Annotated in this window: 11 protein-coding genes; 8 read left to right on the top strand and 3 right to left on the bottom strand. The window is 39.7% G+C overall.

Annotated features, from left to right (window positions below; translation table 11 throughout):
* Positions 1 to 36 precede the first annotated feature (36 nt).
* Positions 37 to 636, bottom strand: a complete 600-nt coding sequence (locus ACFX4L_RS16285) for a TetR/AcrR family transcriptional regulator (protein WP_377384886.1) — start codon at positions 634 to 636, stop codon at positions 37 to 39.
* 117 nt (positions 637 to 753) lie between these two features.
* Between ACFX4L_RS16285 and ACFX4L_RS16280 the strand changes: the two genes are divergently transcribed.
* From ACFX4L_RS16280 to ACFX4L_RS16260, 5 genes are all read left to right on the top strand, one after another.
* A complete protein-coding gene (locus ACFX4L_RS16280) occupies positions 754 to 1,479 on the top strand; it encodes an ABC transporter ATP-binding protein (RefSeq protein ID WP_089362764.1) in 726 nt (241 codons plus the stop codon).
* Entirely contained in the window at positions 1,476 to 2,492 is a 1,017-nt protein-coding gene (locus tag ACFX4L_RS16275; RefSeq protein WP_377405655.1) for an ABC transporter permease, read from the top strand. The genes ACFX4L_RS16280 and ACFX4L_RS16275 overlap by 4 nt, the downstream gene beginning before the upstream one ends.
* A gap of 285 nt (positions 2,493 to 2,777) precedes the next feature.
* A complete protein-coding gene (locus tag ACFX4L_RS16270) occupies positions 2,778 to 3,404 on the top strand; it encodes a VanZ family protein (protein ID WP_377384892.1) in 627 nt (208 codons plus the stop codon).
* A gap of 307 nt (positions 3,405 to 3,711) precedes the next feature.
* Positions 3,712 to 4,413 carry a GntR family transcriptional regulator gene (locus ACFX4L_RS16265; RefSeq protein WP_284469517.1) on the top strand — a complete coding sequence of 234 codons (702 nt, stop codon included), beginning with the start codon at positions 3,712 to 3,714 and terminating at the stop codon, positions 4,411 to 4,413.
* Positions 4,414 to 5,128: 715 nt separating this feature from the next.
* Positions 5,129 to 5,659, top strand: coding sequence for a GNAT family N-acetyltransferase (locus tag ACFX4L_RS16260; RefSeq protein ID WP_377384896.1), 531 nt, complete (start codon positions 5,129 to 5,131; stop codon positions 5,657 to 5,659).
* A 158-nt stretch (positions 5,660 to 5,817) separates the two neighbouring features.
* Here the strand turns inward: ACFX4L_RS16260 and ACFX4L_RS16255 are convergent, their stop codons facing one another.
* Positions 5,818 to 6,525: a 4'-phosphopantetheinyl transferase family protein gene (locus ACFX4L_RS16255; RefSeq protein WP_377384898.1), complete on the bottom strand. Its 708-nt coding sequence runs from the start codon at positions 6,523 to 6,525 to the stop codon at positions 5,818 to 5,820.
* A gap of 383 nt (positions 6,526 to 6,908) precedes the next feature.
* Between ACFX4L_RS16255 and ACFX4L_RS16250 the strand changes: the two genes are divergently transcribed.
* Complete coding sequence (locus tag ACFX4L_RS16250; RefSeq protein ID WP_377405653.1) at positions 6,909 to 7,694, top strand: PhzF family phenazine biosynthesis protein; 786 nt, start codon at positions 6,909 to 6,911, stop codon at positions 7,692 to 7,694.
* A gap of 150 nt (positions 7,695 to 7,844) precedes the next feature.
* Here ACFX4L_RS16250 and ACFX4L_RS16245 read toward each other — a convergent pair whose 3' ends face one another.
* Entirely contained in the window at positions 7,845 to 8,708 is an 864-nt protein-coding gene (locus ACFX4L_RS16245) for a DMT family transporter (protein ID WP_377384900.1), read from the bottom strand.
* A gap of 184 nt (positions 8,709 to 8,892) precedes the next feature.
* Between ACFX4L_RS16245 and pdxR the strand changes: the two genes are divergently transcribed.
* Positions 8,893 to 10,284: a MocR-like pyridoxine biosynthesis transcription factor PdxR gene (gene pdxR / locus ACFX4L_RS16240; protein ID WP_377384902.1), complete on the top strand. Its 1,392-nt coding sequence runs from the start codon at positions 8,893 to 8,895 to the stop codon at positions 10,282 to 10,284.
* A gap of 473 nt (positions 10,285 to 10,757) precedes the next feature.
* Positions 10,758 to 13,568: a bifunctional metallophosphatase/5'-nucleotidase gene (locus tag ACFX4L_RS16235; protein WP_377384904.1), complete on the top strand. Its 2,811-nt coding sequence runs from the start codon at positions 10,758 to 10,760 to the stop codon at positions 13,566 to 13,568.
* The last annotated feature ends 41 nt before the right edge of the window (positions 13,569 to 13,609 follow it).

The following is a 13,609-nucleotide window of genomic DNA, read 5'->3' as shown; positions in this document are numbered from 1 at the left end:
TAAAGGCATGTAAATGGAACATGCCTTTATAAAAATTCATTGAATGAATGTCCGTAATTGGCTGATGAAGTTCAGGATTTGAAAATGAATTTTCGCCATTTCTTCCGCCGTTTGCTCTTCGCAATTCTCCAGCCACTCCTGTATAACGCCTAAAATCGCAGATGTCATGAAGGCGTGCATATACATGCGGAATGCTTCATCTTTAGCTGCTGGATGCTGGCTGATCAAACGCTCCAATAGTACTTCACCGAACACAAGCTTTATTTTTTTTGCAAAAGAAGGATCTCCCTTATCTCCAAGAATGGCCCTTAATGCGTGCGCATGTTCACTGATGAATTGAAAAATTGCTACGAAAGGCGGGTAAAGTTGTTGTTGATGGAGGGCCAAAAAAGCCTCTTTCGGCAAAATGGCAGTAATTCGAGTTTGAAGTTCATTTAACAATTCCTGCTGTAAGTGATCCATCAATTCATATTTATCTGTGTAATGCAAATAGAATGTGCCCCGATTAATGTTGGCGCGCTCTGCAATTTTCTTCACTGAGACATGTGGGAACCCCTCTGTTTCAACGAGTGCAATAAAATGATGTTGTATCTGCTTTTTCTTCTTCTGTACCATATCCTCATGAAATTCCGCCATTGAATGTCTCCTCACTAAACATTTTTCGAAATGTGTTGATTGTATTAGACTAAAAGCTACCTTAGAATGATGATACACTCAACACCGTGTTAATTAAAGAGGGAGGATGTGTGTACAATGAAAAATGCGATTTCTATTGAAGGAATTGCTAAGGGTTTTCATCATAAAAAGGTCATTCAGCCATTGAGCCTGAATATTGAAAAAAGTGGAATTTTTGGCTTGTTAGGTCCATCCGGATGCGGAAAGACGACCTTGATTAAAATGATTGTCGGATTGATTAAGCCCGATGCTGGTAAAGTCACGGTTCTGGATCATGAAGTGCCAAATGAAGCACTGTTAATGGATGTCGGCTATATGGCACAATCCGATGCTTTATATACAGATCTGACGGGGGCTGAAAACCTCGAGTTTTTTGCGAAGCTATACCGTTTTTCGAAAAAGGAACGAAGGGAACGGATTCAATATGCAGCTGAAATCGTACAGTTGACGAGTGACTTGAACGTTCGGGTTGCGTATTATTCCGGGGGGATGAAACGCCGTCTGTCACTGGCGGTTGCACTCATCCAAAATCCGGAGATTCTCATTTTGGATGAACCGACAGTGGGAATGGACCCTTTGCTGAAACGATCCATTTGGCGAGAACTTGAGCGTTTAAGAAATGAAGATCATAAGACGATCATCATCACGACGCATGTGATGGATGAGGCGGAACGATGCGATAAACTGGCGATGCTGCGTGAGGGTGAAATCATCGCATCAGGAACCCCGGCGGCTTTAAAAACACAATATGCAGCGGAAACGCTTGATGATGTTTTTTTAAGGATTGGAGGTGGCCTAAAATGAGAATTGCCTCTCTTGTTACGCGGATTACACAGCAGATGCGCCGGGATCGAAGGACGCTCGCTTTATTTTTCCTCGCTCCATTGCTCATTTTAACGCTCATGTATTTTATTTTCGATACAGAAGCGAGTGATTTGAAAATCGTTGTTACAGGCAGTAATGAAGCTATGGTTAAAGCATTGAAACAAGCGGATTTTCAAGTAACGGCTGCTGAGGAATTTTCACAGGGGAAAATGATTGAAAATGATACAGATGGCTGGCTGCAGGTTGAAAATGGCAAGATAAAACTGACACTATTGAACGACGAACCGAACCGTGCAAAGGCCGTTCAAATGCAAATGATGCAAGGGCTGCAAGGGAATGGAAAAAATACACCCTCAATTGAGAAGCAATATGTATACGGGGATGCCAAAACAAAGGGTTTTGATACGTTCAGTCCGATGCTCGTCAGCTTTTTCGTGTTCTTCTTTGTATTTTTAATAGCAGGGATTGCACTTTTGAAGGAGCGAACAAGTGGTACGTTGGAACGGTTGCTTGCTACACCGATTAAACGATACGAAATCGTAGCGGGGTATGTAATCGGATATGGCATATTTGCGCTCGTTCAAACCTTAATTGTCGTACTATATGCTGTAAATGTGTTGGATATCGTCCTTGTTGGCTCCATTTGGCTCGTTTTATTAACGAATATACTCGTCGCGCTTGTTGCATTATCGCTTGGTACATTACTATCGAGTTTCGCAACATCTGAATTCCAAATGGTACAATTCATTCCGTTGGTCATCGTGCCGCAAGTCTTCTTCACAGGGATTTTCCCATTGGATGGCATGGCAGACTGGCTGCAAAAAATCGGCAAGGTCATGCCGCTCTATTACGCATCGGATGCCATGAACGGGATTATGTACAAAGGTTTCACTTTCAATGAGGTTTTAATGGATTTACTCATACTCCTGGCATTTTCCGTCGTTTTTATAACCATCAATATTATAAGTTTAAAAAAATACCGTGCACTATAAAATGAACATCAATAAACAAAAAAGCCGGATTCCTGGAAAGTGAGGAACCGGCTTTTTTTGTTCTGCCGGATGAAGGTCTAATTATCAAACACAACGGACGAATTATCCGGATGAAGGACGAATTATCCTTCGTTTCGGTTGATTTATTCGAAAGAACTTCCCCTTGACGAACATACCGGCAGTTTTCAAAATGACAGGTGTATGTAGTTTGTTGACGGCCTGTTAAAGATGTCCTAGGATATAATGATATGCATTGATTTGGAGAGAAATAGAAGGGGGAGTTACATGTCTCGAAAATCCGCCATGCTTTCCCTTTTGCTGTCGCAAGCCCTGTTTTTGTGCGGTTTACCTCTTTTCCTTCAGCTTCTATTATATTTGAATCCTTTGGTGATCATGGTTGTTTGGTTTTGTATACTTCTTATCGTTTCGTTTGCGGTTCTTTATTTTCGAGGTGAAACGGTGATGATTCCGCGCCTTTTGTGGCAGGCAGCCTTGATTTGCTACAGTTTATCATTACTGGTTTTGCTGTTCTTTCGACCAGAAGGGCAGGTATATTCGTATAATTTGATTCCTTTTTCTACGATACTTTCTTATTTATCGAACGAAATGAACGGGCTTGTGTCATTTTATAACCTTAGCGCCAATGTGGGTCTGTTCATTCCATTCGGGCTGTATTTGTTGTCCAGGGATGGGAAAGAGCCATCTGCTTTAAGGAAATTTCTTTATCCATTCATAACGATCTCAGGTATTGAAATCTGTCAGCTCGTTTTTCGGCGCGGAAGTTTGGATATCGATGACCTGATACTGAATATGATGGGTGTTTATCTGGGGTACGTACTGTATCCTTTGTTCACGAGTGTGGTAGTGTTCCGTTCTGGAAAAAGTAAAAGGGTGCAGAGGCATTACAAATAAGTAAATCTCACTTCAAGGGTAAAATGCTGAACAAATTAACTTGGGGCCTGAAAGGGAATGCGGTTCCTCGCCAAGATTATAAATAACTATGATACTCAATAGATTTGGAGACATCCTATCGTTAAACGATTTGATGTCTCTTTTTTTGGTTTGAAATAAGGAACGGCTTAGGATTGAACATGCCTGTTCCAAAAGAAACTGAGGTTTCTTTACAATCGTTATAAAATAAACTATTGTAAAGAAAACCTAACATTTAGTCTAAATTATTGTTCGAAATCATTATGTATAGAGGAAGGTATAGGGAAATATGGGTGTAAAGTATAGAATGGTCGTAGAACAAATGGAGAAAGAAATATTAGAAGGAACATATACATTAAATACTAAGTTACCTACTGAAGAAGAGTTGATGAAGAAGTTCGATGTCAGCAGGAATACCATAAGAAAAGCAATCAATATATTGGCTGAACAGGGTTATATTTATCAAGTTCAAGGAAGCGGCATATTCCTAAGGGAATTTTCCCGACCTGGCTGTATTTCGATGAAGAATATGAATGGCTTAACGAAACAGTTTGAAAAGGATGAAATGACAAGTGAAGTGTTGAAGTTAGATTTAATAGAAGCTGATGAAAAATTGGCCGAAAAAATGAAATGTAATCTGAAAACCAAAATCTATAACCTCAAACGGGTTAGATGCTTAAATGGTGTACCCATTGTAATAGAAGAGTCCTTTTTCAATAAAGACATCATCCCCATCATAAATAAAGAAATCGCAAATGGTTCCATTTATGAATATATAGTCGAGGATTTGAAGTTGAATATTGGTTTTGCAGATAAAATCATTTCGTGTGAGAAACTAAATGATGATGATGCAAAGCTTTTGGACTTGCAACCAGGAGATCCGACTTTAGTTGTTGAAAATACGGTATTTTTAAAAGCAGGAGTCGTTTTTGATTTTTCGATTGAGAAATATAATTATACTTCCGCAAAACTATTAACATTGACGAATTAAAATGCTTTGAAAAAAGAGCGACTGCATTTAATTAGCAATCGCTCTTATTATTTATTTTACCTGGTGAAAGTATTTTTCAGCAGTATAAATGGCCAACTCCATGTTCACTCAGGTAGTCAATTTCTTGAACTTCTTTTATTTCACCTAAACTAAAAACATGAAGACCGCCCCCTATTTTTTCACCGTCGTCATCGAGTAATTCATATATCCTTGCCCCATTCGTTTGATATTATTTTTAAGTGGTCGCTGTCATTCGCATCCATTACTACGGACGAAACGTTAACCATATTTGAGATTGGTCGTTCACTAAGTATGAAAGGTTGCCCTTATGATAACGCTGTTGCGGAAGCGACATTTAAAATCATTAAGAGGGTCATGGAACGATGGTGGCGGGTATCATTCAACTTGGTGATATTTACAAAATTCCGGGTATTCCTCTTTTTATCATCAGAGAAACTGCTATTCTTATCTGTCTCTCTTCCATTTAATTTTTTTATCCGCAAAGAATTCTTGTAAAAGTTCTGCAAACTTGATATTGTGAAAGTGCCATTTATATCCAATTTGGTAAAAAAACTAGGGTAAGAGGGCAATGAATTATGAAGGTAGCCCCCTATTTTGGTGACACTTTTCGCAGATAAAGTAAAAATTAAGAACCTGCAAATTGAAATATTTATCTAGTGCTTTGTCATATATGAATTCATAGGAGGAATATTAAATGTTTCCTAATTTAGAAACAGACAGACTCATTTTGAGAGAAATAACTCATGAGGATGCAGATGCCATTTTTTCTTGTTTTTCTAACGCTAACCTCATACGTTTTTATGGTCAAGACAAATTAGAGAGCGTCGAACAAGCTAGCGGATTTGTAGATTTTTTTTCTAAAAGTTTAAAGGAAAAAAGAGGAATAAGGTGGGGGATCGAAAGAAAAGGAGAAAAAGGGTTAATAGGAACAATTGGATTTAATGCTTGGTCTCCTAAACATAAACGGGCGGAAATAGGTTACGAAATTCATCCTGACCATTGGAAAAAGGGATATATGACTGAAGCAGTCTCGAAAATTCTTTTATACGGCTCGGAAACTCTAGGATTAACGAGAATTGGTGCTGTAGTTTTTATTGAAAATGTACCGTCAAACAATTTACTTAAGAAAATGGGATTTCAACAAGAAGGAGTCCTAAAAAACTATATGTATCAAAATGGTGAAGTATATGATACAAATGTTTATTCTTTTCTTCCTAAAAAATAATGTATGTAAGAAAGACACGTAATCATCATAATAAGGTTTTATGCAGAACATGACTGAGGAGTTAAAATACCACAGTCATGTGTTTTTTTATTGTTAATGTTGAATGAACAAACAATGCAGGCTCGTTATGTAGTCGGCTTACATTGTAAGATATTTAATTATTTTGGAAGTCTACTGTCTTGCATGAGAAAAGAAAAAATTTTAGATGCATCTAAGAAACTAATAGATTCAGGAAATTTATCATGAAGGGCACAAGCTGCTAGCTTATAATTTTCTTGAAAATCAAACATTTTCACATGAAATCTGGTGTCATTCAATGTGCTTTCTTCAAAATGGATCGACGTTACTTGTTGGTTTTGACGGGCGTAAAAGCTGTTTAATGGAATACTTAAACCTTTTCCAATATTTTTTATGACACTTTCTTTTATTGTCCAGAGTTTGTAAAAATAATCCTTTTTACTAGTTGTTTCCGTCATTTCTCGACTTTCAAAAGAGTGAAAAAATGAAATTAAAGCTTCATAGTCTATATCTGTCATTAGTTCAATATCTATACCCACTCGTTTAGTATCGACAATGCAAACAACCCAACTGCCAGAGTGTGAGACGTTAAAATGGAAAGCTGCTTCGTTACAATATGGTTTGCCATATTCATTTCGCAGTATCACAAGGGGGATGGAAGCCTCTTTCTGGTTCTGGAGATAGATATAGTGAATTAATAATTCACCGACTACAGTTCTAACACTATCTTTATAGTGTTTAAAATTTTTTGCTTTCCTTATGGTTGGTTTTGATAAAATGTGATTATATGTTGTGTATTCAAAATTAAATTCATTAATACCCTCAATGTTAACTGCGTAAATTTCCATTTTGAATTTCTCCCTTTACTAACAAAACTAGATTTTTTCAGTTTCTGCATTTTCATCTAACAAAGCGATATGCAGCTTTTCCTTATTATCTATTTCTTATGTATCATAACTTCTTTTTTGGTTTACATCCTATTATTATGAATGCCTTAAGTAATAGCATGTTTCGTTTTCTTGAAAAAATTGTATAATTTCATCTTAATCTATAACTGTAAGGTTTCAAACTAAAAAAGAGAGAAAAGTGTTAATACATAGAGTAACTTCGGCTAAGGTTGCTGACTCCAATAGGTAAACTATTCCAAGTATGATTTAATATAATTATAACTAACAGTTTGCTTTTTGTGGAAATGCATGACGGGCAATACTATTTAAGGAGGCATTTTTTCATGGAATTAACGATTATTAATACGTTTACAGATCAACCTTTTAAAGGGAACCCTGCTGCTGTCTGTCTTCTTAGCGGGGTAAAGGACAGTGAGTGGATGCAACGAATAGCTAAAGAGGTTAATTTACCTGTTACGGCGTTTATTCATCTTCATAATGATGAATGGCAGCTGCGTTGGTTCACACCTTCGATTGAAATCCCGATTTGTGGACATGGGACGTTGGCAAGCTCTTTCTTTTTGTGGGAGAAAGGATACGTACCAAGGAATGAAGCAATTGTCTATCAGACAAAAAGCGGGCTTCTCACTGCCAAATTCTTGGATGGGATGGTTCAATTGGAATTTCCGTCATTAATGGAGCAGGAGACCGCTGCCCCGGATTTACTGATAAAGGCTTTGGGCGTTGTGCCTACGTATGTTGGTCAAAACAAATGGGATTATCTAGTCGAAGTTCAATCAGAGGAAATCGTAAGGAACTTAAAACCAGATATCGATTTGATTGCCCAATTACCGACTCGGGGTGTCATTGTAACGAGTCGATCGAATCTCAATGAATATGATTTCGTCTCTCGTTTCTTTTCCCCTGCCCAAGGCCTTGACGAAGATTATGTTACGGGCTCTGCCCATTGTTGTCTGGGGCCATATTGGGAAAGCAAGCTGGATAAAAATATCTGTATTGCCTATCAGGCATCGGAAAGAGGAGGGCTAGTCAAGGTTGAAGTAGCGGAGGACACAGTTAAACTTTCTGGCCATGCCGTGACAGTATTCGAAGGGAACTTGACTATTTAACGCTTGGTCACGGATGAAAATCATTTTAAACGTGAGGTCAAGCTCAGAGGGTCAATATTCTTTGAATCTATGAAAAATACGGACACTGCAAAATGATAAACGAGCCGGAGCAAGGATTCTGTTCCGCTCGTTTTTAAAATGGGCCATGTGTTACCTTGCGAATCGCCGGGCGGCTGCCACGCATAGTACAACGGCAATATTCACAGCTACGAGTGCCGGACTGACTTTCTCATTTAGAATCATAGCAGCAAGGAGCAGCCCAAAAAAAGGTTGAAGAAGCTGTAGCTGTCCAACCGCTGCAATACCGCCCTGGGCGAGACCGCGGTACCAGAACACGAAGCCGATGAGCATGCTGAATAAAGACACATAAGCAAGGCTGAAGAGAGCAGGATCACCGATGTTCGCCCACGAGTCCGGCGTATAATAGAACGAGAGTGGCAGCATAAGGGGAAGCGATAGAACGAGAGCCCAAGAGATCACCTGCCAATTCCCAAGCTTGCGTGAGAGCCGAGCTCCTTCTGCATAACCGAGACCACATACGATGATGGAAGCCAGCATGAATGCGTCACCGATCGGCGATGATTCCCCATTTTGGATTAGGGCAAAACCTGCGACCAGGAAGCTGCCTGCAGCTGAAAAGATCCAGAAGGAGGGTCGAGGCCGTTCACCCCCCCGAAGTACCCCAAAGATCGCCGTCGAGAGCGGAAGAAGCCCAATGAAGATAATGGCATGAGCAGACGTGACATATTGCAGGGCCAAGGCTGTCAGCAGCGGGAAACCAACAACCACGCCAAATGCTACCACCAATAAAGGAACGATATCGCTTCTGACAGGACGTTGCTGCCGGAAGATGAAAAGGAGAGCGCCAGCCAATACGCCAGCTATCGCAGCGCGGCAGACGGTGAGGAATAACGGATCGAAATCCGCTACAGCCAATCGTGTCGCAGGTAGCGAGCCGCTAAAAATCAGTACGCCAAGAAAACCATTCATCCAACCATTTGCTGCTTTGTTCATTACAATCACTCCAAATCATGTTTCTTCTTGATTAAACTACTTTAAATGACTAAATCAATTTTTTATCTAGCTCCTCTTATTAACCCTTTCATAATGGATTACAATGACTATAAACTTACATTGACCTTTAATAAACAGCCAGTTTCCTTAAATAAAACCATGCCAGTTTGGAGGAATCATATAAATGGATATCACGTTTTTTTTAAATCGAAATCTAGACATTCCACTTTATCAACAGCTCTATCAGCTCTTCAAAAAAAATATGCATGAGGGCCGTATTCAAAAAGGAATGAAACTCCCTTCAAAAAGGTTGCTCGCCACTCAGCTTTCAATTAGCCAAACGACTGTAGAACGGGCTTACGAACAGCTTGCTGCTGAAGGCTACATTTTGAGCAAGCCGAGAAGCGGCTGGTTTGCTGATTATAATGATTCTGATTTTATCCTTGTTAAAATGCCAAGCACCTCATCCATTAATCCAAAAACAGAAGAGAATGAACAATCGATTGATTTTCATTATGGCAATGTGGATTCTGCCCACTTCCCTTTTTCCGCTTGGCGAAAAAGCATGGTCAGTAGTTTAGATCAATATGGTCAACAGCTTTATCGGCCAGGGAATGTTTTAGGAGAACTTGAGCTGAGAACACTCATTGCAGAATACTTGTATCAATCGCGCGGCGTCAATTGTCAACCTGAACAGGTCATCTTAGGGGCTGGGAACCCTGTTCTGATGCAGATCTTGTGCCAAGTCTTCGGCCCGAATATTTCCATAGGGTATGAAGATCCGGGTTTTCCGAGAACGAGAAAGATTTTTGAAGTCAATCATATGAAGATTCTTCCCATACCAGTCGATGATGAAGGAATCTGTATCCAAGAAATCCGAAAAGAGAAGCCGAGCCTTGTGTATGTAACGCCATCTCATCAATTTCCACTCGGAACAATTATGACGATTAACAGAAGAATGCAGCTGCTTAAATGGGCGGCAGAAAATCAATCATTTGTCATCGAGGACGATTATGACGGCGAATTCAGATACAGCGGACAGCCGATCCCCTCCTTGCAAGGTCTTGACCAGCATGACCGTGTCATTTATATGGGCACTTTCTCTAAATCTCTTCTCCCTTCAATGCGTATCAGCTATATGATTCTTCCGTTACCTCTTTTAGAAAAAGGCAGTGAAATCACTTCCTTATATAAGCAAACGGTGTCCTCTCACAATCAACTGACGCTTGCTGAATTTATAAAAAAGGGCGAATGGCAAAAACACATCAACCGAATGAGAAAGCTGTACCAAAAAAAAAGAGCCATTTTATTAGAGACCCTACAAAGCGAATTAGGAGGACAAGTGAAGATTCGGGGAGGAAACTCGGGGCTGCATATCTTGCTTGACGTTTACTCACCATTTAGTGAAAAAGAGCTCATTGAGAAAGCAAAAGAGCATGGCGTGAAAATTTATCCTGCCTCTCTTTTTTATAAAAGACAACCTCCGACAACCACAGTCTTAATTGGATTCGCAGGTGTTTCTGAAGACAACATACAAGAGGGCATAAAAAAACTGAAAGCTGCTTGGGTAATATAAGTCAGCTTTTGGTTTTGATTATGATATCTACTTTTCCTTTAGAAAAGACGGTTTAACGATCAAATAATACTACTGCAAATAACCAGAGCTATAAAAGAACAAAGTGATACTCTCCTTTTTTGGTCAATTGTAAATTTAGGTATAAAGACCAAAGGTGGTTTTAATAAGGAGTGATACTATTTTACTACTTGAAAATTTTATTGGTATATCATCTTTAAGGTAATGGGTATTTTGGGGTGATTATAATGATAATATTCTGTTAAAATTTCATTTTAGATTGTAAATTTGTTTTAAAATTGGATTTTTTTGTTGTAATATAGGATATACACGGATCTTTAGAGGAAAAAAGTAGGGGGATTTGTGTATAAGTAATTAAATTTATCTAGATTCAATTTTTTGAAAAGTATGTCAACTCTATGGGTATGTTAGCAATATGTTATATCAGTATAGAACATATGGGGGGCTAAACTATAATGGGGAAAAAGAAAATCGTAAAAATTGCAACAGCTACCATAATGGCTGCGACAACGATCGTAGCAGTAGCACCTGCACCATCAGATGCTGCCACTAGCCTGAATAGTAAAATCAAAACGGCAAAGGCCACTATCAAAAAACCATTCGACACCTATTTCTACTCTTCTAAACTCGCTTCCGTGTCCACTGTTGAGAGACAAATCAAGTCAGCAAAACAAGCAAAAAAAGACATCAACTCTACCATTAAAAAATCAATGTTAAGCAAAAAAGAAAAAGATGCCAAATACAAAGAAATCGAAGCTTATGATAAGTACATCACTCGTTCAGAGGGATATATAAAAGGGTATAAAGCAGCAGAAAAAGCAAAGGCTGCCAATGATAAATCGATTAACGCCCTTACCCTTTCAATCATTGCCAAGAAATCAAATGATATCAGGGATCAATACAATGCATTGGATAAAGCTGTGAAAAAGACAGACAAAGCCATTAAAGATACGGTTTACGGTGCGAAAATCGAAAAGCTTTTATACGATAAATTCACTAAATCGACCAAAACAGCTTTGAACGGTGACCTGAAAGTGCCGTACTACTATGAAAAAGTTGCTTACTGGGTGACGAAAGGTGATTTAAAAACCGCAGACAAGCGGATGAATACCGTTTCTTCGCAGTTGAAAAAGGTCAGCAAAACATCCAAACTCGGAAAAGCCATACATGCTTATGTGAAAGAAGTGAAAGGCAAGTATGATGATGCGGTATATGCAGAAAAGAAAAAAGAAGTGGCAAAACGGGTCAATGCCTATGTAGCTCTTGCCAATGGGGAACTTAAAACGAAAGAACAGATAAACGCAGCTAAAAAAGCGAAAGCTGCCATCAATTTAAATGGAATCAAGGAGTCTGACCGTAAGGATTTTCAAGCTAAAATAGCATTGGCGGATCAGAAAGTTGCCGCTGCTGAAGAAGCTTTGAAAAATCCAGCGAAGGCAATCACGCTTTCCTTGATGCATACGAATGACACGCATGCCCACTTGGACAATGTGGCCAAAAGGGTGACAGCTGTTAAAGAAGTGCGTAAGAGTAAGCCGCAAGCTCTTTTGGTTGATGCTGGTGACGTATTCTCGGGAACACTCTATTTTAATGAATTCAAAGGGCAAGCGGATCTTCGCTTCATGAATTTAATGAAATACGACGTCATGACATTCGGGAATCATGAGTTTGATTTGGGATCAAGCGCTGAGGGGCATCAAGCTTTGGCAGACTTCATTAAAGGGGCACAGTTCCCATTTGTCAGTTCGAATGTGGACTTCTCCAAAGATGATAAATTTAAGGGACTATTCTCGGACTTGATTTCAAGTAAGCCGGAGCAAGGGAAGATATACAATGGAATCGTAAAACAAGTGGATGGTCAAAAGGTAGGTTTCTTCGGGCTTACAACTGAAGAAACGAAAGATATCTCAAGTCCTGGAAGTATAGAATTTGAAAACTATCTTAAAGAAGCCGAAAAAGCGGTCAAGGCGTTCAAAGGCATGGGGGTTAATAAGATAGTTGCCGTATCCCATATTGGTTACGATGACAATCCAGCTTATGACAATGATTTAACATTAGCTGCCAAGGTCAAGGGCATCGATGTGATTGTGGGAGGACATAGCCATACGCAGTTAGACGCTCCCGTTGTTATTGACAAGGATGATAAAGGGAAAACGAAAGAGCCGACTGTCATCGTTCAAGGGTATCAATATAGCGACTATTTAGGAACGATCGATGTGAATTTCGATAAGGAAGGCAAGATTGTCGGACAAGCCGGACAGCTGATTAAGCTTTCTGAAAAACAGGATGATGCCGAAGCGGCAAAAGTTCTCGAAACATACTCCTCGAAGATTAAGGAGCTGAAGGAAACGAAGACTGGTGCATCAGCTGTGAAGGCATTGGAAACCCCGCGCGATGCAGGAGATGCAACGAAGCCGAGTGTTCGTAAAAATGAAACGGAATTGGGTAATTTAATTACGGACGGAATGCTTAGTAAAGCAAAAGAATTTAATAAGGATGCGGTCATTGCTTTCCAAAATGGCGGGGGCATCCGCGCTGGCATCGACCAAGGTGAGATCACTTTAGGGGAAATCCTGACCGTTTTACCGTTTGGGAATACGCTGGCGACGATGAAGCTTACGGGTGCAGAAATCAATGAAGCATTAGAGCATAGTGTAAGCCTTGCTCCTAAGGAAAATGGAGGCTTCCTGCATGTATCAGGGATGAAATTCAGCTACGACAGTTCGAAGGAACCAGGCAATCGTGTGACAAAGGTTGAAGTCCTGGGACAAGATGGAACATATTCCGAATTGGATGCAACGAAGGAATATGTCGTGGCGACCAATGCATTTACAGCTAAGGGCGGGGATGGATTCTCCGTTTTCAAGAAGGCTTATGAAGAAGGAAGAGTGACGGATATCGGACTCGCTGATTGGGAGAATCTACGGGATTATGTAAGCGGGCTGAAAACTGTCGATCCAAGCATTGAAGGACGCATCAAAGATGTGGCCGGAAACTCTACAGACCCGACTTTGGTATTGGCTAAAGACTTTGGCGGAACGGCTGATGCGCCAAAAAACCATGAAGGTAATGTAGTTGTGGATATCACGGATATCGCTTCATTAGAAAATGCAGTGGTTAAAGGGAATCTTACATTAACAGGAACTCCATCAGATAGCTTTACCTTTTCAAATGTTACAGTCGAAGGCAATTTGAATTTATCGGGGCTTAACGGTAAAACCGTGAGTATTAACGGTGTCACGGTGAAAGGTGAAACCATTTTTTAAGCGGTATTCAAATGATTGCTGCACCTACGTAAAAAGTTGGA

The sequence above is a fragment of the Peribacillus sp. YIM B13482 genome (genome assembly GCF_042787975.1).
GTDB classification, from domain to species: domain Bacteria; phylum Bacillota; class Bacilli; order Bacillales; family DSM-1321; genus Peribacillus; species Peribacillus simplex_A.
Note: the sequence above shows the minus strand (reverse complement) of the source record. Positions and strands in the feature narration are given on the sequence as shown.

Coding starts and splice junctions, on each gene's coding strand:
- ACFX4L_RS16270 (WP_377384892.1), top strand. CDS start 2,778: ATGTCTCGAAAATCCGCCATGCTTTCCCTTTTGCTGTCGCAAGCCCTG.
- ACFX4L_RS16280 (WP_089362764.1), top strand. CDS start 754: ATGAAAAATGCGATTTCTATTGAAGGAATTGCTAAGGGTTTTCATCAT.
- ACFX4L_RS16245 (WP_377384900.1), bottom strand. CDS start 8,708: ATGAACAAAGCAGCAAATGGTTGGATGAATGGTTTTCTTGGCGTACTG.
- ACFX4L_RS16255 (WP_377384898.1), bottom strand. CDS start 6,525: ATGGAAATTTACGCAGTTAACATTGAGGGTATTAATGAATTTAATTTT.
- ACFX4L_RS16260 (WP_377384896.1), top strand. CDS start 5,129: ATGTTTCCTAATTTAGAAACAGACAGACTCATTTTGAGAGAAATAACT.
- ACFX4L_RS16285 (WP_377384886.1), bottom strand. CDS start 636: ATGGCGGAATTTCATGAGGATATGGTACAGAAGAAGAAAAAGCAGATA.
- ACFX4L_RS16235 (WP_377384904.1), top strand. CDS start 10,758: ATGGGGAAAAAGAAAATCGTAAAAATTGCAACAGCTACCATAATGGCT.
- ACFX4L_RS16275 (WP_377405655.1), top strand. CDS start 1,476: ATGAGAATTGCCTCTCTTGTTACGCGGATTACACAGCAGATGCGCCGG.
- ACFX4L_RS16265 (WP_284469517.1), top strand. CDS start 3,712: ATGGGTGTAAAGTATAGAATGGTCGTAGAACAAATGGAGAAAGAAATA.
- ACFX4L_RS16250 (WP_377405653.1), top strand. CDS start 6,909: ATGGAATTAACGATTATTAATACGTTTACAGATCAACCTTTTAAAGGG.
- pdxR (WP_377384902.1), top strand. CDS start 8,893: ATGGATATCACGTTTTTTTTAAATCGAAATCTAGACATTCCACTTTAT.